General features: G+C 63.6%; 14 protein-coding genes and 1 other RNA gene. 9 read left to right on the forward strand and 6 right to left on the reverse strand.

Annotation, left to right across the window (positions count from 1 at the left end; translation table 11 throughout):
• The first annotated feature begins 67 nt into the window (after positions 1-67).
• The 6 genes from ABS769_RS08920 (at position 68) to ABS769_RS08945 (ending at position 7,701) form a co-directional block, all read left to right on the forward strand.
• Positions 68-2,446, forward strand: a complete 2,379-nt coding sequence (locus ABS769_RS08920) for a methyl-accepting chemotaxis protein (RefSeq protein WP_317060702.1) — start codon at positions 68-70, stop codon at positions 2,444-2,446.
• 240 nt (positions 2,447-2,686) lie between these two features.
• Complete coding sequence (locus ABS769_RS08925; protein WP_023903866.1) at positions 2,687-3,550, forward strand: CheR family methyltransferase; 864 nt, start codon at positions 2,687-2,689, stop codon at positions 3,548-3,550.
• The gene (gene cheD, locus ABS769_RS08930) at positions 3,547-4,143 is read left to right on the forward strand and encodes a chemoreceptor glutamine deamidase CheD (protein ID WP_006448345.1); all 597 of its coding nucleotides are present in this window, start codon (positions 3,547-3,549) and stop codon (positions 4,141-4,143) included. Before ABS769_RS08925 ends, cheD begins: the two co-directional genes overlap by 4 nt.
• On the forward strand, positions 4,140-5,216 hold the full coding sequence (locus ABS769_RS08935; protein ID WP_317060701.1) for a protein-glutamate methylesterase/protein-glutamine glutaminase: 1,077 nt from the start codon (positions 4,140-4,142) through the stop codon (positions 5,214-5,216). Before cheD ends, ABS769_RS08935 begins: the two co-directional genes overlap by 4 nt.
• Before the next feature lie 6 nt (positions 5,217-5,222).
• Positions 5,223-7,565 (forward strand): EAL domain-containing protein, encoded by a 2,343-nt coding sequence (locus ABS769_RS08940; RefSeq protein ID WP_317060700.1) that lies wholly within the window; start codon positions 5,223-5,225, stop codon positions 7,563-7,565.
• Positions 7,566-7,624: 59 nt separating this feature from the next.
• Positions 7,625-7,701: non-coding RNA, sX9 sRNA (locus tag ABS769_RS08945), on the forward strand.
• 519 nt (positions 7,702-8,220) lie between these two features.
• On the opposite strand, the gene ABS769_RS08950 is transcribed toward ABS769_RS08945, so the two are convergent.
• The 4 genes from ABS769_RS08950 to ABS769_RS08965 form a co-directional block, all read right to left on the reverse strand.
• Positions 8,221-9,069, reverse strand: a complete 849-nt coding sequence (locus ABS769_RS08950; RefSeq protein WP_350498146.1) for an alpha/beta fold hydrolase — start codon at positions 9,067-9,069, stop codon at positions 8,221-8,223.
• Between the two features lie 195 nt (positions 9,070-9,264).
• On the reverse strand, positions 9,265-11,856 hold the full coding sequence (gene acnB, locus ABS769_RS08955; RefSeq protein ID WP_104576818.1) for a bifunctional aconitate hydratase 2/2-methylisocitrate dehydratase: 2,592 nt from the start codon (positions 11,854-11,856) through the stop codon (positions 9,265-9,267).
• A 48-nt stretch (positions 11,857-11,904) separates the two neighbouring features.
• Positions 11,905-12,315 (reverse strand): type II toxin-antitoxin system VapC family toxin, encoded by a 411-nt coding sequence (locus ABS769_RS08960; RefSeq protein ID WP_024937706.1) that lies wholly within the window; start codon positions 12,313-12,315, stop codon positions 11,905-11,907.
• Positions 12,312-12,560: an AbrB/MazE/SpoVT family DNA-binding domain-containing protein gene (locus ABS769_RS08965; protein ID WP_016903180.1), complete on the reverse strand. Its 249-nt coding sequence runs from the start codon at positions 12,558-12,560 to the stop codon at positions 12,312-12,314. Before ABS769_RS08965 ends, ABS769_RS08960 begins: the two co-directional genes overlap by 4 nt.
• Before the next feature lie 151 nt (positions 12,561-12,711).
• Here ABS769_RS08965 and acnA point away from each other — a divergent pair, with 151 nt between their 5' ends.
• Positions 12,712-15,480: an aconitate hydratase AcnA gene (gene acnA / locus ABS769_RS08970; protein WP_317063018.1), complete on the forward strand. Its 2,769-nt coding sequence runs from the start codon at positions 12,712-12,714 to the stop codon at positions 15,478-15,480.
• Positions 15,481-15,555: 75 nt separating this feature from the next.
• Here the strand turns inward: acnA and ABS769_RS08975 are convergent, their stop codons facing one another.
• A complete protein-coding gene (locus ABS769_RS08975) occupies positions 15,556-16,005 on the reverse strand; it encodes a nuclear transport factor 2 family protein (RefSeq protein ID WP_317063017.1) in 450 nt (149 codons plus the stop codon).
• Positions 16,006-16,101: 96 nt separating this feature from the next.
• On the opposite strand from ABS769_RS08975, the gene ABS769_RS08980 reads away from it, so the two are divergent.
• Together ABS769_RS08980 and ABS769_RS08985 are read left to right on the forward strand one after the other, a co-directional pair.
• A complete protein-coding gene (locus ABS769_RS08980; RefSeq protein ID WP_317063016.1) occupies positions 16,102-17,784 on the forward strand; it encodes a long-chain fatty acid--CoA ligase in 1,683 nt (560 codons plus the stop codon).
• A gap of 178 nt (positions 17,785-17,962) precedes the next feature.
• Complete coding sequence (locus tag ABS769_RS08985) at positions 17,963-18,832, forward strand: crotonase/enoyl-CoA hydratase family protein (RefSeq protein WP_176341850.1); 870 nt, start codon at positions 17,963-17,965, stop codon at positions 18,830-18,832.
• 13 nt (positions 18,833-18,845) lie between these two features.
• On the opposite strand, the gene ABS769_RS08990 is transcribed toward ABS769_RS08985, so the two are convergent.
• A complete protein-coding gene (locus tag ABS769_RS08990; RefSeq protein ID WP_317063015.1) occupies positions 18,846-21,020 on the reverse strand; it encodes an ATP-binding protein in 2,175 nt (724 codons plus the stop codon).
• Positions 21,021-21,026 lie beyond the last annotated feature (6 nt).

The following is a 21,026-nucleotide window of genomic DNA, read 5'->3' on the forward strand; positions in this document are numbered from 1 at the left end:
ACGCCCTCGCGCGTGGCGATCTGCTGTTTGCGCTTATGCGGACTGACTTCTACGGGGAATCGTGTCAATGCAATGGATCAACAATCTGAAATTGATGCCCAAGCTGATGCTGGCATTCGGCATCGTGCTGCTGATCTTGCTGGTGCAGGGGATCATCGCTTATTCGGGTCTGGCCTCGCTCAACAACGTCACCAGTGACCTGGCCGGCAACACCATGTCCAGCGTGCGCGAAGCAGGCGACCTGCGTGGCATGCTCGGCGAATATCGTAATGCTTCTTATCAAAGTTTGGTGCGCGCAAGCGACGCGGTGAAGCAGGAAGCCAAGCTCCGCGCCAAGCGGCTCGATGGCGAAATCGAAGCGACGATCAAGGGCTATCCCCGCCTGATCGAAAGCCCGGAGCAGAAGAAGCTGTTTGCGAGCTTCGTGGCCGACTGGAAGAAGGCCTCGGCCTCCTACGCCAGCGTCAACGAAATGCTCGAACTCAATCTGCCCGACGATGCCGTCGACACCTTCGTCGGCGAGACCCGCACCCTGCACAACAAGGCCAAGGATTCGCTGGCCGCGTTGATCGCCGAAGACAACCGTCTGGCACAGGCTGCCAAGAGCAAGGCCGAAAAAGTCCATGCCACCTCGGTTTCGTTGACCGTGATGGTGCTGCTGCTCGGCATCGCCGGCGGCCTGGGTCTGGCGTTCCTGTTTGCACGTTCCATCGTCAAGAGCATGCGCGGCGCAGTCACCACCGCCACCGAAATCGCCGGCGGCAAGCTGGACGGCCAGATCAACGTGCAGGGCCAGGACGAAGTGGGCGAATTGATGCGCTCCATGCAGCGCATGCAGCGCGATCTGAAAGAGCGCATCGAGCGCGATCGCAAGATCGCCGACGAAAACCTGCGTATCCGCACCGCGCTGGACAAGTCCTCCACCGGCACCTTCATTACCGATACCGATCGCATCGTCATCTACGCAAACGAAGCGTTCCAGAAGATCGTTGCGCATTACGAAGGCAGCATCCGTCTGGCATCGTCCGACTTCGAAGCGAACAAGATCATCGGCCAGCACATCAGCTATCTTGGCTTACCTGAATCGACCGTGCGCAAGGCTGTCGCTGCACTGGAACGCGACGGCATCACCAGCTTCGAAGAGCGCTACGGCGAGTTCGTGGTGACGCAGACCGTCACCGCCATCAAGAATGAGCACGATGAGACCACCGGCGAAGTGTGCGAATGGCGCGACCGCACCATCGAAGTCCAGGTCGAAGAAGAAGTCGCCCGCATCGTGCGTGCCGCCGCCAGCGGCGACATGAGCGGCCGGGTGGAAACCGACGGCAAGCAGGGCTTCTTCCTGCAACTGGCGCAGCAGCTCAACGGCTTGCTGGATGCCAACGCTGCCAGCCTGGAGCAGATTTCCTCGCTGCTGTCGGCGCTGTCGCGTGGCGATCTGACCGTGCGCATGCACGGCGAATTCAGCGGCGTGTTCGCGCAGATGCGTGACGATGCCAATGCCACCGCCGAGCAGCTGGCCGACATCGTCGGGCGCATCAAGGTCTCCTCCACCGCCATCAACTCGGCGGCCGGCGAGATCGCCTCGGGCAATCAGGATCTGTCGCATCGTACCGAGCAGCAGGCAGCCAATCTGGAAGAAACCGCCGCCTCCATGGAGGAGCTCACCTCCACCGTGAAGCAGAACGCCGAAAGCGCCCGTCAGGCCAACCAGCTTGCCATCGGCGCCACCGGTGTGGCCTCGCAAGGCGGCGAAGTGGTCTCGCAGGTGGTCGCCACCATGTCCGGCATCGAAGCCTCGTCCAAGAAGATTGCCGACATCATCTCCGTCATCGACGGCATCGCCTTCCAGACCAACATCCTGGCCTTGAACGCGGCGGTGGAAGCGGCACGTGCCGGCGAACAGGGCCGCGGCTTTGCCGTGGTCGCCTCGGAAGTGCGTACGTTGGCGCAGCGTTCGGCCGGTGCGGCCAAGGAGATCAAGGGACTGATCGACGACTCCGTGCACAAGGTCGCCGAAGGCTCGGCACTGGTGCGCAAGGCCGGCGCGACCATGGCCGATATCGTGGCCAGCGTGCAGCGCGTCACCGACATCATGGGCGAGATCTCTGCCGCTTCGCAGGAACAGTCGACCGGGATCGAACAGGTCAACCAGACCATCACCCAGATGGACGAAACCACCCAGCAGAACGCCGCGCTGGTGGAAGAAGCCACTGCCGCCGCACGCTCGATGGAAGAGCAGGCCGGTCACCTGGCCGAAGCAGTCTCGGTGTTCAAGCTGGACGAGCCCGCCGCGCCGGTCGCACGCGCGCGCCCGGTGGCCGTGGCCTCACGTCCGCTCGCAGCCAAGACCGCTGCCAAACCGGCTGCGCGTGCAACGGCCGCGCCTTCGCGCCAGGCCAAGCCGCAGGCCGCACTGGCCGACGGTAACTGGCAAGAGTTCTGATTCACTGTCGTCACCCACATCGCCCCGGCCAAGCCGGGGCGATGTGTTTCTACGGTGTATTTCTGCCTCTGTTGCGACGCGCACCTGCGCCATTATCCCCTGCTGCCGGCGCCAAGCCGCAGCGTCATGCGGGACAAATCCTCGGCAACCGGCCCCAACCGCCCGCGACGGCGCAGATTGGTGCTTCAGTTGCATGACCACATGGCCGATATCCAGTACTAGCTAACGACGCGTACGGATATGACGACCACCTCGACTTCCGCTTCAGACACACGCGAATTTGATTTTGGCGACCGCGATTTCAAACGCGTTTGCGATCTGATCTATCAGCGTGTCGGCATCGCCCTGGCTCCGGCCAAGCGCGACATGGTGTATGGCCGGCTGTCGCGTCGTCTGCGCGTGCTCGGTCTGCGCTCTTTCCGCGACTACATCGACCAGCTCGAAGCAGGCAACGACGAGGAAGAATGGCAAGCGTTCACCAACGCGCTGACCACCAACCTGACCTCGTTCTTCCGCGAGCCGCATCACTTCGACAAGCTGCGCGAAGAATTGCAAAAGCGTGCCTCGCAGGCACCGCTGAAGATCTGGTCGTGTGCGGCCTCCACCGGTGAGGAGCCCTACTCCATCGCCATCACCGCCTGCGAAGCCTTCGGCTCGCTGACCCCGCCGGTGAGCATCATCGCCACCGACGTCGACACCCAGGTGCTGGAAACCGCCTCGCGCGGCGTCTATGCCATCGACCGCGTCGCCTCGCTGGATGCATCGATCAAGCGCAAGTACTTCCAGCGCGGCAGCGGCCCCAACGAAGGCAAGTGCCGGGTCATTCCGGCTCTGCGCCAGCTCATCGAATACAAGCAGTTGAATCTGCTGTCGCCACGCTACGACGTCGGCGGCCCGTATGCGGCGCTGTTCTGCCGCAACGTGATGATCTATTTCGACAAGCCCACCCAGCGCGGCATTCTGTCGCGTCTGGTCAGCCACATGGGCGATGACGGCCTGCTCTACACCGGGCACTCGGAGAACTACCTGCACGCGGCCGACCTGATCCAGCCGTGCGGGCGCACGCTGTATCGGCGCGCTCCGCGCGCGGGAGCCGCTACATGAGTACCGCTGTGCAGGTCGACGATGTCATGCGCTACCGCGATTCGCGGTTCCAGACCATCACCGCCAAGCTGCTGCCCACCCAATACCTGGTGGTGGACGACGACACCGCGTTGACGACCACCTTGGGATCGTGCGTTGCGGCCTGTCTTCGCGACCCGGTGTTGAAGATCGGCGGCATGAACCATTTCCTGCTGCCGGAAGGCCAGGTTGGCGATGGCGCACCCGCGCGCTACGGCAGTTATGCGATGGAGTTGCTGATCAACGACATGCTCAAGCGCGGCGCGCATCGCAAGCGGATCGAAGCCAAGGTCTTCGGTGGCGCCAACGTGCTCAAGGGCTTCACCAGCAACCCGGTGGGCACCCGCAACGCCGAGTTCGTGCGCCAGTATCTGCTGGCCGAGCACATCCCCATCATTGCCGAAGATCTGTGCGGCATCCATCCGCGCAAGGTCTGGTTCTTCCCGACGACCGGACGCGTTGTCGTGCAGCGGTTGCCGCACGCACACGAAGCCGAAGTCGCCGCTACCGAATCTGCCGTGCGCGCCCGTCTGTCCAAAGCACCGGTCACCGGTGGAGTGGAGTTGTTCGAATGACGCTGGAAACCCCTGTTCGCGTATTGATCGTCGACGACTCGGCGGTGGTGCGTCAGATGCTGACCGAGATCCTGTCGCGCGATGCCGGCATCGAAGTGATCGGCTCGGCCGCCGACCCGATCCTGGCGCGCGAAAAGATCAAACGCCTCAATCCGGACGTGATCACGCTGGATGTGGAAATGCCGCGCATGGACGGCCTGGTATTCCTGGAAAACCTCATGCGCCTGCGCCCCACCCCGGTGGTGATGATTTCATCGCTGACCGAGCGTGGCGCCGACACCACCTTGCAGGCCTTGTCGCTGGGCGCGGTAGATTTCATCTCCAAGCCCAAGATCGATGTCGCACGCGGGCTGGAAGGTTATGCCGAAGAAATCGTCAGCAAGGTCAAGATGGCCTCCAAAGCCAAGGTCAGCGCGCTCAGTCGCCCCAGCGCGCCCAAGGTCACCCTGGACATGCAGTCCGCGCCAGTGGCCGGCAGCGCCCTGCGCTTCCGCACCACCGACCGCCTGATCGCCATCGGCGCCTCGGCCGGCGGCACTGAAGCCCTGCGCGTGGTGCTCGAACACATGCCTGCCGATGCACCGGCAGTGGTGATGACCCAGCACTTGCCGGCCAGCTTCAGCACCGCCTTTGCCGAGCGCCTCAATCGTCATTCGGCCATGTCGGTACGCGAAGCCAGCGATGGCGAAGCGATCCTGCCCGGCCACGCCTATCTGCCGCCGGGCGGCCAGCATCTGCGCATCATCCGCGACGGTGCCCGCTGGCGCTGCCGCATCGACGATGGCCCGCCGGTCAATCGCCATAAGCCGGCGGTGGACGTGCTGTTCCGCTCGGTTGCCGCCAACGCCGGCCCGAACGCGGTCGGCGCCATCCTCACCGGCATGGGTGACGACGGCGCACGCGGCCTGCTGGAAATGCTGCAGGCCGGCGCGCCTACGCTGGTGCAGGACGAAGCCAGCAGCGTGGTATGGGGCATGCCCGGTGCCGCCTACAAGCTCGGCGCCGCGCAGGAAGTGGTGCCGCTGGACCGCGTTGCCGAGCGCTTGATCGCGCTGTCGGCGCAGGCACGTTGATCCGGCATGAGCGCCCTGCCCCCGTCTCCGACCGACCAGGCGGAGGTTCCCGGCGCACCGGGAACCACGTCGGTCGCTGCTGCGGATTCAACGGTAGATAGCGCGACAGCACTTGGCGCACTCGACACACCGTCGATCAAGGCCGGCCCGGTCACTGCCGGCATGGTCAAACCCGACGAACGCCCCGATGCCACGCGCTCGCGCCTGTTGGCCGAAGCGCTGGATGGCAGCAGCAGTGCGATCCTGATCTGCGATCTGCAATCGCACCTGCTGTATGCCAACGACGGCTTCCAGCGCATGTTCGGCTATACCGAGGCCGAACTGGTCGGCAAGCGTCCCTCGGACGTGCTCACCCGCGCGCACAGCGATCAGAGCGAGGTTGCGCGCATCCGCGATCGCGCCGACGCCTTGCAGCAGACCCAGGCCGACCTGCTGGTCTATCGCAAGGACGGCACGCCGCTGTGGATCTCGCTCAACTTCAATCCGATCTACGACGCCAGGCACAACCCATCGCATTACGTGGCGGTGCTGACCGACATTACCGACACCAAGATGCACGAGGTGCTGCAGCACCGTGTGCTTGAGGCGCTGGTGCAGGAGCGTCCGCTGATCGAGGTGATGACCTTGATCTGCACCGAGGTCGAACGCATCGCACCGGACGTGCTGGCCACGGTGATGAGTGCGGACAACCAGGGCTGTCTGCATTCGCTGGCCGCCCCCAGCCTGCCGCCCGAATACGCCGATGCGGTCAACGGGTTGAAGATCGCGCCCGGTGCAGGCGCCTGCGGCACCGCGGCCTGGCGTGGGCGCGCGGTCATGGTGGAAGACATCGCCACCGACCCGTTGTTTGCGCCGTACCGCGACCTGCTGCTGCCGATGGGCTTGCGCGCCTGCTGGAGCACGCCGATCCGCTCCAACAGCTCGCGCGTACTCGGCACCTTCGCGCTGTATTACCGCAAGGCGCAACGTGCCGATGCCTGGCATGTGCGGCTCACCGATCTGTGCCAACAGTTGTGTACGCTGGCGCTGGAACGCGAACAGATCCGCCAACGCGTGCATCAACTCGCGTTCTACGATGCGCTGACCGGCCTGCCCAACCGCATCATGTTCAGCGCACGCGCCGAGCAGGCATTGACGCAGGCCGAATACGCCAGCGAACCGGCCGCTTTGATGTTCATCAACATCGACCGCTTCAAGCTGATCAATGACAGCCAGGGCCATGCCGCAGGCGATGGCCTGTTGCGCGACATCGCATTACGCATTGGCGAACAACTTACCGCCACCGCCATGCTGGCGCGCCTGGCCGGCGACGAATTCGCGCTCGCCCTGCCGCAATGCAGTGCCGAACAGGCCAGTGCCGCAGCGGAGCGTCTGCTCTGCACCATCGCCGTGCCGTTGCCGGTCGGCCATATGACCGTGCATCCGTCTGCCAGCGTGGGCGTGGCGATGTTTCCCGAGGACGGTCGCGACATCAATATCCTGTTGCGGCATGCCGATCTGGCGATGAATCGCGCCAAGCAGGAAGGCGGCGGACGCTTCCGCTTCTTCAGCGCCGACATGAATCGCATGGCGCAGGAGCGCGTTGCGCTGGAAGCGGAGCTGCGCCAGGCCATCGGCCGCGATCAGTTGCAACTGCACTATCAACCGCAGCTGCACAGCGCCGCACCGCATGCGCTGTATGGCGTGGAAGCACTGCTGCGCTGGAACCACCCGCAACTCGGCGCGGTGTCGCCGGCACGGTTTCTGCCCGTGGCCGAAGAACAAGGCATGATGCCGCAGCTCAATGATTGGGTATTGCGCCGCGCCTGCCAGCAGGTCGCTGACTGGCGCCAACGCGGCGTGCCGGTGGCCCGTGTATCGGTGAATCTGTCGGCCAGCAGTTTCGAAAGTCCGCGCATGCTCAGCGACCTGCTCAGACTCATCGCCGACATGGGCGTGCTGCCCTCCGATCTCACGTTGGAAATGACCGAAAGCGTGATGCTCTCCGGGCAACCCGGCGTGCTGGAAAACCTGCATGCCATCCGCGAAGCCGGCATCTCGTTGTCGCTGGACGACTTCGGCACCGGCTATTCCAGCCTGAGCCATCTGCACCGCCTGCCGATCGACGAACTCAAGCTGGACATGAGCTTCGTGCGCGATATCGAACACAGCGAAGACGCTCGCGCGCTCACCACCTCGGTGCTGCGCATCGGCGAGCATCTGCGCAAGCATGTGGTTGCCGAAGGGGTGGAAAACGAAGCGCAGCGCTTGTTCCTCGCCGACCTGGGCTGCGAAGTGCTGCAGGGCTATCTGTTCTCGCGGCCGTTGCCGGCTGCGGCGTTGGAAGCCTGGTTGGGCGCGCAGCCTTAGCGCGGCTAACACATGTGCTTCGTGGCCATCAGAAGGGCGCCGCTATTGCACGATGCGGTATGTACCACGCGTACATGCCAGTTTTGAGTGCGCCGTCCACGCCCAGACGCCCCGTGCTCGCGACGTTTTGTCAGCCGCTTCAAGGCCGTGAGATCTCGATTATCTTCGGACGCTTGGAAGCTATGCATGCGTAGGCTGCAGAGCGGTCTATCTGTGGCTTGGCTGCAGGGTCCTTGCCCGTAGGGTCGTTGGCTGCAGGGCCCTTGCCCGCCCACCATCGCGGGACACGCCGCAAGTACGTCCGTGTAGGCTCTTACGCGGCATCCACGCCGCATAAGGTCCCGCGACGGTGGGCGGGCAAGGACCAGTGGAGATGATCGGTGTGCGTGGTGCAAGCGATGCATGACGCGCGGTGTTCGGATAACGCCGCGGCCGATCAGCTTCGCAACGCAAAACGCAACGCGATTACAGGCAGGCTTTCATCCAACCACCGACCAACTCCCTGGTTCGGTGTCCTCACCGCTTGCGGGACCGTGTGGCGGCATGGATGCCGCCACCGAGCCTACATGGACGTACTTGCGGCGTGTCCCGCGAGCGGTGAGGACACCGCGCGCCCGACCTACGTCGCTTGGGACCATCCTTCCGAGCGCGGCATTCAAGCGTACATCGCGGCATTCATGCCAACACCTTGCCCCACCGTGCGCTTCAACCAACCCAACAACTGCGCAGTGACGAACGCCGGATTCTCCAGCGACGCGATATGCCCGGCATCGGGCACCAACTCGTAATCGCAGCCGATCACCTCGGCCATCAGCCACAACTCTTCAGGCGGGCGCGGAATATCGTATTCGCCGCCCAGCAAGAACGTGTTTGCGGGGTTCAGCGCCGACAACGCCTCCAACCGATCGGCACGCCCGAAGATCAACCGGCCCAACGGCACCACCGATGCGCGCAGCTGCTCGGCCGACATCGCCGCCAATCGTTGTGCAAACGCAGCCGGCAACGCAGAGCTCGGATCGATACCGGGACGGAAAAAGATCGGCACGATTGCCTCGATCAACGCAGGCGTGATCTCCCCCGCCGCTTCGATGGCATCGAGCAAGCCGAAATAGCGCGTCTGCGTCGCCTGCGGCTCGGCGCCCAGAAACGTGTCCATCAGCACCAGGCTGCGCACACGCTCCGGCGCGCGCAACGCAAGCTCTGCGCCCCACATGCCGCCGACCGACAGACCGACCACCGCGCATTGCGGCAGTTCCAGCGCATCCAGCAATAGCAGCATCTGCTCGGCAAGATCGCCAACCGTCTGCGTGCCCGCCGGCAGCGCCGCCGATTGCCCATGTCGCCACAGCTCGGGAACGATGACCCGATAGTGCTGCGAGAGCGCATGAATCTGCGGCTGCCACATGGCCGCATCCCAGAGGTAGCTGTGGCCAAGCAGAACCGGAAACCCTTGACCGTATTGTGCGTAGTGCAGCGTTTGACCAGCGATCGTGCAAATAGGCATTGGAAATCATGAGAGCCATGGGAGCGGCGCCACTCTAGTCCCCTGCACTTCAGATTTTTGTTGCAACGCGACAGGCGAGTTAACTGCTATTGGCTTTAACTTCCGGCATCGTGCAGGCAAAGCGAAGTGACCACCCGAATAACGAAAACGCCCGGCATTGCCGGGCGTTTTCGAACACGAGATCAAGCAGCTGGATCAGGCAGCGACGGTATCGGCCACATCCTGATATTCCTGGATCTGATCGAAGTTCATGTAGCGGTAGATCTGATCGCCACTGGTCTTGATCACGCCCACATCGGCCATGTACTCATCCTTGGTCGGGATGCGACCCAGACGCGAGCAGATCGCGGCCAACTCTGCCGAACCCAGATATACGTTGGTGTTGCGACCAAGACGATTCGGGAAGTTACGCGTGGAGGTGGAGAACACCGTGGCGCCCTCGCGTGCCTGCGCCTGGTTGCCCATGCACAGCGAGCAGCCCGGCATTTCCATGCGTGCACCGGCCGCGCCGAAGGTGCCGTAATGGCCTTCCTTGGTCAGCTCGGAGGCGTCCATCTTGGTCGGCGGCGCAACCCACAAGCGGGTCGGGATATCACGCTTGCCTTCCAGCAACTTGGCGGCGGCACGGAAGTGACCGATGTTGGTCATGCACGAACCGATGAACACCTCGTCGATCGCCGCACCGGCCACGTCGGACAGCGTCTTGACGTCGTCCGGGTCGTTCGGGCACGCCACGATCGGCTCGTGGATGTCGGCCAGGTCGATCTCGATGACGGCGGCATACTCGGCGTCGGCATCGGGCTGCAGCAGCTGCGGATCGGCCAGCCACTCTTCCATCTTCTTGATGCGGCGGCCCAACGTGCGCGCATCGGCATAGCCTTCGGCAATCATCCAGCGCAGCAGGGTGATGTTGCTGGTCAGGTATTCGATGATCGGCGCCTTGTCCAGGTGCACGGTGCAACCGGCCGCCGAACGCTCGGCCGAGGCATCGGACAGCTCGAACGCCTGTTCCACCTTCAGGTTCGGCAGGCCTTCAATTTCCAGGATGCGGCCGGAGAAGATGTTCTTCTTGCCCTGCTTGGCCACGGTCAGCAGACCGTCCTTGATCGCGTACAGCGGGATCGCGTTGACCAGGTCACGCAGGGTCACACCCGGCTGCATCTCACCCTTGAAGCGCACCAGCACGCTCTCGGGCATGTCCAGCGGCATCACACCGGTGGCGGCGGCGAAGGCCACCAGGCCGGAGCCGGCCGGGAACGAAATGCCGATCGGGAAACGCGTGTGCGAGTCGCCACCGGTACCGACGGTGTCGGGCAGCAGCATGCGATTGAGCCAGCTATGGATCACGCCATCGCCCGGACGCAGCGACACGCCGCCACGGGTGGAGATGAACTCCGGCAAGGTGTGGTGGGTCTTGACGTCGACCGGCTTCGGATAAGCGGCGGTGTGGCAGAACGACTGCATCACCAGGTCGGCCGAGAAGCCCAGGCAGGCCAGGTCCTTGAGCTCGTCGCGCGTCATCGGGCCGGTGGTGTCCTGCGAGCCCACCGAGGTCATCTTCGGCTCGCAATAGGTACCCGGGCGCATGCCCTGGCCTTCCGGCAAGCCGCAGGCGCGGCCGACCATCTTCTGCGCCAGCGAGAAGCCCTTGCCGGTATCCGGCGGGTCCATCGGCAGGCGGAACAGGTCCGAGGCCGGCAGGCCCAGGAACTCGCGCGCCTTGGCGGTCAGGCCGCGGCCGACGATCAGCGGAATGCGGCCACCGGCGCGCACTTCGTCGAACAGCACGTCCGACTTCATCGCGAACTCGGCGATCACCTGCCCGTTCTTCAGCGCCTTGCCGTCATACGGACGCAGCTCGACCACATCGCCGTGCTCCATCTGCGACACGTCCAGCTCGATCGGCAACGCGCCGGCGTCTTCCATCGTGTTGTAGAAGATCGGGGCGATCTTGCTGCCCAAACACACGCCGCCGAAGCGCTTGTTCGGAATGAACGGAATGTCCTCGCCGGTCCACCACAGCACCGAGTTGGTCGCCGACTTGCGCGAGGAACCGGTACCGACCACATCGCCCACGTAGGCGACCAGATGGCCCTTGTCCTTGAGATCGGCGATGGCCTGGATCGGGCCGCGCTTGCCGTCTTCTTCCGGCTCGAAGGCCGCGCCGTCGCGCTTGTTCTTCAGCATCGCCAGCGCATGCAGCGGGATGTCCGGGCGCGTGGTCGCATCCGGGGCCGGCGACAGGTCGTCGGTGTTGGTCTCGCCCGGCACCTTGAACACGGTGACGGTCATGCTCTGCGGCACTTCCGGCTTGCTGGTGAACCACTCGGCGTCGGCCCAGCTCTGCAGCACGGCCTTGGCATGCGCATTACCGGCTTCGGCCTTTTCCTGCACGTCGTGGAAGGCGTCGAACACCAGCAAGGTGTGCTTGAGCGCTTCGGCGGCGGTGGCGCCCAGCTCGGTGTTGTCGAGCAGGTCGATCAGCGGCTGGATGTTGTAGCCACCTAGCATGGTGCCGAGCAGCTCGGTTGCACGCGTCGGGCTGATCAGCGCGGTTTTCTCGGTGCCGAAGGCCACCGCAGCCAGGTACGAAGCCTTGACCTTGGCGGCATCATCCACGCCAGCCGGCACGCGCTGGCTGAGCAGCTCGACCAGGAATTCTTCTTCGCCCGCCGGTGGAGCCTTCAGCAGCTCGATGACCTCGGCGGTCTGCTGCGCGGTCAGCGGCAGCGGCGGGATACCGAGCGCAGCGCGCTCTGCAACGTGGTGGCGGTAGGCTTCCAACATGCGGATTCTCCGAAAGACAACAGTGAATGTGTAGACGCGAAACGTGGATCAGCTTGCGGGTTTGGGAACAACGATCTTCAAACCCTTGAAGTAGTCGCGGAAAAAGCCCTCGTCGCGGGTGATCAACCCGTCGCACTGGAGCAGCGCGTGGGCGCCGATCAGGAAATCGGCCACCACCCGCTCGCGTTTGCCGCCGCGCGCGCGGAAGCGCTTGTTCATATGGCCGGCGCGCACCGCCGCCGCTTCCTGGGTGGCTTCGTAACGCACCCCGATCGAGGCCAGGGTTTCCATCAGGTCGACCTGGGTATCGAGCATGGCCAGCACCTCGGCCACCACCGCATCGCAGACCACCACCTCGTCGCGCGCCAGCGCATCGCCGATGCAGATCTCCGACACCTCGCCGTAGACCGCATCGCCGACCAGGATGTCGAGCAACACCGAGGAATCCAGGGCGATCATGGGTCGAACGGATCCCCGGGGGCGCGGCCGCGGATGGCGCGCATCGCCTCGTCGGTGCTGGTCAGCCCGTCCACCAGCTTGAACTTGCCGCGCACCTTGCGCAGCGCCTCGCTGACGTCCTTGCGCAGGATGATGCGCCCGCCGTCGAGCTCGATCTTGAGTGTGGTGCCCTTGGTCAGGCCCAGGGCATCGCGCACGGCCTTGGGCAGCGTGATCTGCCCGCGTTCGGCAACTGTGGCTTCCATGGAGGTGACCCCGGCAGAAAGTATGCGCCGATTTTACATACTTGACTTGTCGTACTCAAGGCCACATACCCTGTCCTGCAACCGAACGTACACACTGAATTGGTCACACTGTTCCAAACAGACCTACAGCCTGCAGCCATAGGAGTGATGCATGAGCGATTCCTTTTCCACCCGCACCTCGCTTGAGGTCCACGGCAAGCGCTACGAGTACTACAGCCTGCCAAAGCTGGGCGAGCGCTTCGATATCGGCCACCTGCCCTATTCCATGAAGATCCTGCTGGAGAACCTGCTCCGGCATGAAGACGGCGGTGTCACCGTCGGCAAGGATCACATCGAGGCGGTCGCAAAATGGGACCCGAAGGCCGAGCCCGATATCGAAATCGCCTTCATGCCGGCCCGCGTGGTGCTGCAGGACTTCACCGGCGTGCCGTGCGTGGTCGACCTGGCAGCGATGCGCGATGCGGTGGTCAAGCTCGGCGGCAATGCCGACCAGATCAACCCGCAGATTCCCTCCGAACTGGTCATCGACCACTCGGTGCAGGTGGATGTGTTCGGCTCGGCCGATGCGCTCGACCTCAACGGCAAGATCGAATTCCAGCGCAACCAGGAACGTTACGGCTTCCTGCGCTGGGGCCAGAAGGCGTTCGAAAACTTCAAGGTGGTGCCGCCCAACACCGGCATCGTCCACCAGGTGAACCTGGAAAACCTGGCGCGCGTGGTGATGAGCGCGCACAAGGACGGGACGCAGATTGCGTACCCGGACACCGTGTTCGGCACCGACAGCCACACCACCATGATCAACGGCATCGGCGTGCTGGGCTGGGGCGTGGGCGGCATCGAGGCCGAGGCCGCAATGCTGGGGCAGCCGTCCTCCATGCTGATTCCGCAGGTGGTCGGCTTCAAGCTCAGCGGCAAGATGCCCGAAGGCGCCACCGCCACCGATCTGGTGCTCACCGTCACCCAGATGCTGCGCAAGGCCGGGGTGGTCGGCAAGTTCGTCGAGTTCTACGGCGAAGGCTTGCAGCATCTGCCGCTGGCCGATCGCGCCACCATCGGCAACATGGCACCGGAATACGGCGCCACCTGCGGCATCTTCCCGGTCGACGAAGAATCGCTGACCTATCTGCGCCTGTCAGGCCGCAGCGAGGAACAGATTGCGCTGGTCGAGGCCTACGCAAAGGCGCAGGGTTTGTGGCACGACGTGAACACCCCGCAGGCGCAGTACAGCGCCACGCTGGAGCTGGACATGGGTGAGGTCAAGCCCTCGCTGGCTGGCCCCAAGCGGCCGCAGGATCGGGTGCTGCTGGAAGACATGCAGACCAACTTCCGCGAGAGCCTCAAGCCGTTCGTCGATGCGCGCAGCAAGCGCCTGACCGATATCAAACAGGAAGACCGCCTGAAGAACGAAGGCGGCGGCGGCACCGCAGTCGGCGCCAAGGCCTCGCAAGCCGAAGCCTCCAACGACAGCGGCGCCGGCTGGCAGCTGCGCGATGGCTCGGTCGTCATTGCGGCGATTACCTCGTGCACCAACACCTCCAACCCGGCGGTGATGCTCGGTGCCGGCCTGCTGGCGCGTAACGCGGCAGCCAAGGGCCTGAAGGCACAGCCGTGGGTGAAGACCTCGCTCGGGCCGGGCTCGCGCGTGGTCACCGATTATCTGAGCAAGGCCGGCGTGCTGGCCGATCTGGAAACGCTGGGCTTCTACGTGGTCGGCTATGGCTGCACCACCTGCATCGGCAACTCCGGCCCGCTGCCGGACGATGTGTCGGCGGCGATCGCCAAGGACGACCTGGTGGTGTCCTCGGTGTTGTCGGGCAACCGCAACTTCGAAGGCCGCGTGCATCCCGAAGTGAAGATGAATTACCTCGCCTCGCCGCCGCTAGTGGTGGCATACGCGATCGCTGGCACCACCGACATCAACCTCACTACCGACCCGTTGGGCACCGGTAGCGACGGGCAGCCGGTCTATCTGCGCGACATCTGGCCGAGCAACAAGGAAATCGGCGACACCATCGCCGCCACCGTTGGCCCGGAGATGTTCAAGCAGAACTATGCGGATGTCTTCAAGGGCGACAGCCGCTGGAACACCATTGCCTCCCCGGATGGCGCGCTGTACGAATGGGACGCGGCCTCGACCTACATCAAGAACCCACCCTACTTCGACGGCATGACCATGCAGGTGGGCCACGTCGAGGACGTGCACGGCGCGCGCATCATGGGCCTGTTCGGCGACTCGATCACCACCGACCACATCTCCCCGGCCGGCAACATCAAGAAGGATTCGCCGGCGGGTCGCTTCCTGCAGGAGCGCGGCGTGCAGCCGGCCGACTTCAACAGCTACGGCAGCCGCCGCGGCAACGACGATGTGATGGTGCGCGGCACCTTTGCCAACATCCGCATCAAGAACCTGATGTTCGGTGGCGAAGAAGGCGGCAACACGCTGTATTACCCCGCCGACGGTGGCCAGCCGGAAAAGCTGGCGATCTACGACGCGGCAGTGAAGTACAAGGCCGATGGCGTGCCGCTGGTGGTGCTGGCCGGTAAGGAATACGGCACCGGCTCGTCGCGCGACTGGGCGGCCAAGGGCACCAACCTGCTCGGCGTCAAGGCGGTGATCGCCGAGAGCTTCGAGCGCATCCATCGCTCCAACCTGGTCGGCATGGGCGTGCTGCCGCTGCAGTTCCTGGAGAACGAAAACGCGCAGACGCTGGGTCTGGATGGCTCCGAGGTCTTGGACATCACCGGGCTGCAAGATGGCGCCAGCCGTCGCGCCACCGTCGATGCCAAGAAGTCCGACGGCAGCGTCAAGCAGTTCCAGGTCAAGGTGCTGCTGCTCACGCCCAAGGAAGTGGAGTACTTCAAGCACGGTGGTTTGTTGCAGTACGTACTGCGCCAATTGGCTGCACGCAAGGCGGCCTGATCGCACAGCGCATTGCGCTTTACGCGTTCAACGACACTCCCGCCGCTTGGCGGGAGTGTCGTTTCAGGCGAGCGCTCAACGCCCGGTCGGTTCCCACTGCGCGTGATACAGCTGCCAGTCGCCGCCCTGCAATCGCCAGCCGGTGGTCACCTCATACGTCTGCGCCTGCTCGGGTAGCCAGCGCCCGCTGCCACCGGTCAGCAACGCAGTGAAACGCACGCTTGCGGTGTCACCGCGCAGCTGCACATCCACCGGCCCCAAGGTCACGCCGATCTTTTGATTGCCCAGCATCTGCAGCTGCATCAATCGCCGCAGACCGGCTGCGTCCAGTCCTTGTTCGCCGACGAAATCCTCGGCCACCGGCGCCATCGCATCGCCGATCTCGCGTGCTTCGATCGCCTGCTGCAGTTGTTCAAGCGTCGCGCGCAAGCGTTGTTCCGGCGCAGGCCGCGCGCAACCGATCAGCGCAAGCATGCACAGCACGGCGAGCCAGTAGCGCCATCGCAGTTGAATGCTGCCCTGCATCACACTTCGCCTTTTACATGCATGACGGTATGCTGCCACTTGCAGTCGTGCCGTGGAACACACCGCGTCACGCACCGAACACCCTGGAGGGGGCAGATGAATCAGGCACGTCCTTGGTTACAGAGTTATCCGGCCGGCGTCGCCGCCGAGATCGATCTTGAGCAGTTCCGCACCGTTGCGGAGGTGTTCGCCACGTCGGTCGCGCGCTTCGCCGATCGCCCCGCGTATCACAGCTTCGGCAAGACCATCACCTACCGCGAAGCCGATCAGCTGGTCGAGCAATTTGCCGCCTATCTGCTTGGCGAATTGCAGTTGAAAAAAGGCGACCGCGTCGCCTTGATGATGCCCAACTGCCTGCAGTACCCGGTCGCCACGTTCGGCATCCTGCGGGCCGGTCTGACCGTGGTCAATGTCAATCCGCTGTACACCCCACGCGAGCTGAAGCATCAGCTGATCGACTCCGGCGCCAGCGTACTGGTGGTCATCGACAACTTCGGCACCACCGTGCAGCAGGTCATCGCCGACACCCCGGTCAAGCAGGTGATCACCACCGGGCTGGGCGACATGCTCGGCTTCCCGAAAGCGGCGGTGGTCAACTTCGTCGTCAAGTACGTCAAGAAGCTGGTGCCGGAGTATCGCCTCAAGGGCGCGATCCGTTTCCGTGAAGCGCTCGCGCTGGGCCGCAAGCACAAAGTTCCGACGCTGCAGATCGAGTCCGACGACATCGCCTTCCTGCAATACACCGGCGGCACCACCGGCGTGGCCAAGGGCGCAATGCTCACCCACCGCAACTTGGTCGCCAACATGCAGCAGGCGCACCAGTGGCTGGCCGGCACCGGCAAGCTGGAAGAAGGCGCCGAGGTGGTGATCACCGCGCTGCCGCTGTACCACATATTCGCGCTGACGGCGAACGGGCTGGTCTTCATGAAGATCGGCGGCTGCAATCACCTGATCAGCAATCCGCGCGACATGCCCGGCTTCGTCAAGGAATTGAAGAAGACCCGCTTCACCGCCTTCACTGGGGTCAACACGCTGTTCAATGGCTTGCTCAATACGCCCGGTTTCGACCAGGTCGATTTCTCGTCGCTCAAGATGACCCTCGGCGGCGGCATGGCGGTGCAACGCTCGGTCGCCGAACGCTGGAAGAAGGTCACCGGCCTGACACTGGTCGAGGCCTACGGCCTGACCGAGACCTCGCCGGCCGCCTGCATCAACCCGATGGATCTGAAGGACTACAACGGCTCGATCGGCCTGCCGATTCCGTCCACCGATGCCTGCATCAAGGACGACGCCGGCGCCGTGCTGCCGCAGGGAGAGATCGGCGAGCTGTGCATCAAGGGCCCGCAGGTGATGAAGGGCTATTGGAAGAAACCCGAAGAAACCGCCAAGGTCATGGACGCCGAGGGCTGGCTGCACACCGGCGATATCGCCCGCATGGACGAGCAAGGCTTCGTCTACATCGTCGATCGCAAGAAGGACATGATTCTGGTCTCCGGCTTCAACGTCTACCCGAACGAGATCGAAGACGTGATCGCCGAGATGCCCGGCGTGCTGGAAGTGGCGGCCGTGGGCGTGCCGGACGAAAAGTCCGGCGAGATCGTCAAGGCCGTCATCGTCAAGAAGGACCCTGCCCTGACTGCCGACGCCGTGAAGGCGCATTGCCGCGCCAACCTGACCGGCTACAAGCAGCCGCGCGTGATCGAATTCCGCAAGGAATTGCCGAAAACCAACGTCGGCAAGATTCTGCGCCGCGAGCTGCGGGACGCGCCGAAGGGGTAATCCTACCTGCCATCGCAGGATCGAGACCATCCGGCCGTCACTCGACGCCCGCAATGCCGCAAGGCCTTGCGGGCGTTTGCTTTTGCACGCATAGAATCAGCGGTCGGCGCACGCTCCTCGTTCCTCTCACTCTCCGTCCGTAAGGCGGCCGGCCGGACGGTCTTCACGGAGAACCACCATGTCTGCAGTTCAACCTTTTGTTCGCACCACGATCGGTTCCACCCTACGCGTCATCGAAGAACTGCAACGCGACGTCTACTGGATTCACATGCATGCCAATCTGGACATAAATCCAGGTCGCGCCTGCTTCTCTTCGCGCCTGGTCGACGACATTACCGGCTACCAGGTCGACCTCGGCCAGCGCCTTCTCCATGCCGGTGCGACGTCCCCACACGTGGTGTTGGCATCGGACAGCGACGTTTTCAACCTTGGCGGTGATCTGGCGCTGTTCTGCCAGTTGATTCGCGAAGGCGATCGCGCCCGCTTGCTCGACTACGCGCAGCGCTGCGTACGCGGGGTGCACGCGTTTCACGTTGGCCTCGGCGCACGTGCGCACAGCATCGCTCTGGTCCAGGGCAATGCGCTGGGCGGCGGTTTCGAGGCGGCATTGAGCTGCCATACCATCATTGCCGAGGAAGGCGTGATGATGGGGCTGCCCGAAGTCCTGTTCGATCTGTTCCCGGGCATGGGTGCCTACTCTTTCATGTGCCAGCGCGTCAGCCCGCAATTGGCGCAGCGGATCATGCTCAATGGCAATCTGTACTCGGCTGAAGAACTGCTCGCCCTGGGGCTGATTGATCGCGTGGTCCCACGCGGCCAGGGTGTGGCTGCAGTGGAACAGGTGATCCGTGAGAGCAAGCGTACGCCGCACGCATGGGCAGCGATGCAGCAGGTACGCGAAATGACCACCGCCGTACCGCTGGAAGAGATGATGCGCATCACCGAGATCTGGGTAGATACAGCGATGCAGTTGGGCGAAAAATCGCTGCGCACGATGGACCGGCTGGTACGAGCGCAGTCGCGCCGCTCGGGACTCGATGCCGGCTGATGCGCCGGCCGCGCTATTCGCTATTACGGGGGGAGCACTCTTCGTCCTTGGCACGCTTCACGCGTGCGTCGAGTGCGTCCTTTCCGGCCTGCAATTGGCCGCGCAACGCAGACAGCCGCTGCCGCCACTCTGCCTGCAATTGCCAGTCGGCCATGCGCATCAATTCGCCCCCGCTACCGGCAACCTGCGCCAGACCCAGGTTGCTGGCAACGCCACGCAATGCATGCGCGCTCTCACGCAACTGCTCCCAATCCGAACGGGTTCCATCACGCTCGATCGCACCGACGCAGTTCTGCGCGTCTTCCAGGCACTGACGCACGAACTGGTGTTCGAACTCATCTCCCATACCCAATGCAGCCAGCTCGTCCAGCACACTGGCATCGAGCACACCATCGAACATGTCCGGGATCTGCACACTTGTTGTCGGCGTGACCAAGGGCCGCGTACTGACAGCCAGATCGGCCAAGGTATCCAGCAACTTCGCTGCAACAACCGGCTTGGCCAAGAACGCACGCGCGCCGGCTTGTTCGCATGTACGAATCGCGTCGGGCGTGACATCGGCACTCAGTACCACAACCGGGGTGTAACGCATTCCGCTGGCCTGCATTACCCGTAATTGCTTGAGCATGTCCAGACCACTCATGCCCGGCATGTGCAGATCGACGATGACCGCATCGAAATCTTCTTCAGCCATTGCGTCCAGCACCTGCTCGGCGCCGTTGACGCACCTCACCTTGTGCCCGGCCTTTTCCAGCAACCGCTGCAACACCATGCGGTTTGCTTCGTGGTCGTCGGCCACCAACATGCGCATGCTGCGCACGCGCGCGCGATGACGCAGAAATGGATTGGAGAACGCGATGACGTTGGAGGCTTCCAGTTCGTCTTGCGTTCCCACGAGTGCGCCGCCAGACACCTGTGCGGGTGCCGCCTGCACAGGTGCGCCGATCGCCATCGGCAGTTCGAACCAGAACACGCTACCGCTGGGCTGGTTCTCCTTGAACCCGATGCTGCCGCCCATTGCCTCCACCAACCCCTTGGCGATGGTGGTGCCAAGCCCGGTCCCCTCATAACGCCGCGACAGGCCAACGTCGGCCTGCTCGAACGCGTCGAACAGCCGCGACCGCATATCCAGCGGCACCCCGATGCCGGTGTCTTCCACATCGAACCGCAGTCGCAGTGCACTGCCGGCGGACACTCGCGTGATCCGCAGCAGCACATGGCCTTGCTCGGTGAATTTGACGGCATTGCCCACGATGTTGAGCAGTACCTGCCGCAGATGGCCAGCGTCACCCTTAAGCAAATCGGGAACGTCGGCAGCAACCTGGGTGCTGTAGTGCAAGCCTCGCGCCCTGGCCTGCGGCTGCAGGATCAGTCCAATCGCGCCGAGTAGCTCACGCAGCGAAAAATCGCGCTGGTCGATGCGAATCTTGCCGGCCTCGATCGCTGAAATGTCCAACACTTCTTCGACCAGCGAGAGCAGGCTGCGTGCCGACGCCTGGATGGTGTTGACGCACTCCTTCTGCTCAGCATCCAGGCGCGTGGTTGCCAGCACTTCGGTCATGCCCGACAGCCCATTGAGCGGCGTGCGGAATTCGTGACTCATATTGGCCAGAAAACGGCTCTTGGCCTGATTGGCATGACGCGCCTCGCGCACCGCCCGTGTCATCGCACGCAACAGCGAATCGAAGTACAGCGGCACGGCGATCAGGCCCAGCAACAAGCCCCAGCTCAGGTATGGATTGGCTTTCCAATAGGGTGAAATCAGGATGGCGCTGAGGAAGCACAGGCTGCCCATTGCCGTAGCGGCGCGCAGATAGTTGCTGCCGTAGCGCAGACCGTTGCCGATGGTTACCCACATGCACACTGCGTACAACGGTGAGGCAGGCTCGCCCTGGATCGCCATGATGGCACCGGTGCAGGTGTAATCCAGCAGCATGCCGATCAGGCGCCGCGTGTGGGACACCTGCGGTCGCAGCAGGATCGCCACCATCAGGCCAAGCGACACCACCAGTTCGCCCACCAGGATCAACCAAGTGGCAACCAGCGTGTCGCCGTGCGTATGTTGGTAGCGCCAGCCCAGGTAAGAAATAAACAGGGTGGTGATGATGATACGGACCAGATTTTGCGCGTGCTCCGTGTCCGCCCGTCCTGACAGACGTTGCTTCAACCATGGCAGTGGAAACTTCATAGACGC

The organism is Xanthomonas hortorum (assembly GCF_040279205.1).
GTDB classification, from domain to species: domain Bacteria; phylum Pseudomonadota; class Gammaproteobacteria; order Xanthomonadales; family Xanthomonadaceae; genus Xanthomonas; species Xanthomonas hortorum_F.

Excerpts from the sequence above, each read along its gene's own strand:
- ABS769_RS08920 (WP_317060702.1), top strand. The coding sequence starts at position 68 with ATGCAATGGATCAACAATCTGAAATTGATGCCCAAGCTGATGCTGGCA.
- ABS769_RS08925 (WP_023903866.1), top strand. The coding sequence starts at position 2,687 with ATGACGACCACCTCGACTTCCGCTTCAGACACACGCGAATTTGATTTT.
- cheD (WP_006448345.1), top strand. The coding sequence starts at position 3,547 with ATGAGTACCGCTGTGCAGGTCGACGATGTCATGCGCTACCGCGATTCG.
- ABS769_RS08935 (WP_317060701.1), top strand. The coding sequence starts at position 4,140 with ATGACGCTGGAAACCCCTGTTCGCGTATTGATCGTCGACGACTCGGCG.
- ABS769_RS08940 (WP_317060700.1), top strand. The coding sequence starts at position 5,223 with ATGAGCGCCCTGCCCCCGTCTCCGACCGACCAGGCGGAGGTTCCCGGC.
- ABS769_RS08950 (WP_350498146.1), bottom strand. The coding sequence starts at position 9,069 with ATGCCTATTTGCACGATCGCTGGTCAAACGCTGCACTACGCACAATAC.
- acnB (WP_104576818.1), bottom strand. The coding sequence starts at position 11,856 with ATGTTGGAAGCCTACCGCCACCACGTTGCAGAGCGCGCTGCGCTCGGT.
- ABS769_RS08960 (WP_024937706.1), bottom strand. The coding sequence starts at position 12,315 with ATGATCGCCCTGGATTCCTCGGTGTTGCTCGACATCCTGGTCGGCGAT.
- ABS769_RS08965 (WP_016903180.1), bottom strand. The coding sequence starts at position 12,560 with ATGGAAGCCACAGTTGCCGAACGCGGGCAGATCACGCTGCCCAAGGCC.
- acnA (WP_317063018.1), top strand. The coding sequence starts at position 12,712 with ATGAGCGATTCCTTTTCCACCCGCACCTCGCTTGAGGTCCACGGCAAG.
- ABS769_RS08975 (WP_317063017.1), bottom strand. The coding sequence starts at position 16,005 with ATGCAGGGCAGCATTCAACTGCGATGGCGCTACTGGCTCGCCGTGCTG.
- ABS769_RS08980 (WP_317063016.1), top strand. The coding sequence starts at position 16,102 with ATGAATCAGGCACGTCCTTGGTTACAGAGTTATCCGGCCGGCGTCGCC.
- ABS769_RS08985 (WP_176341850.1), top strand. The coding sequence starts at position 17,963 with ATGTCTGCAGTTCAACCTTTTGTTCGCACCACGATCGGTTCCACCCTA.
- ABS769_RS08990 (WP_317063015.1), bottom strand. The coding sequence starts at position 21,020 with ATGAAGTTTCCACTGCCATGGTTGAAGCAACGTCTGTCAGGACGGGCG.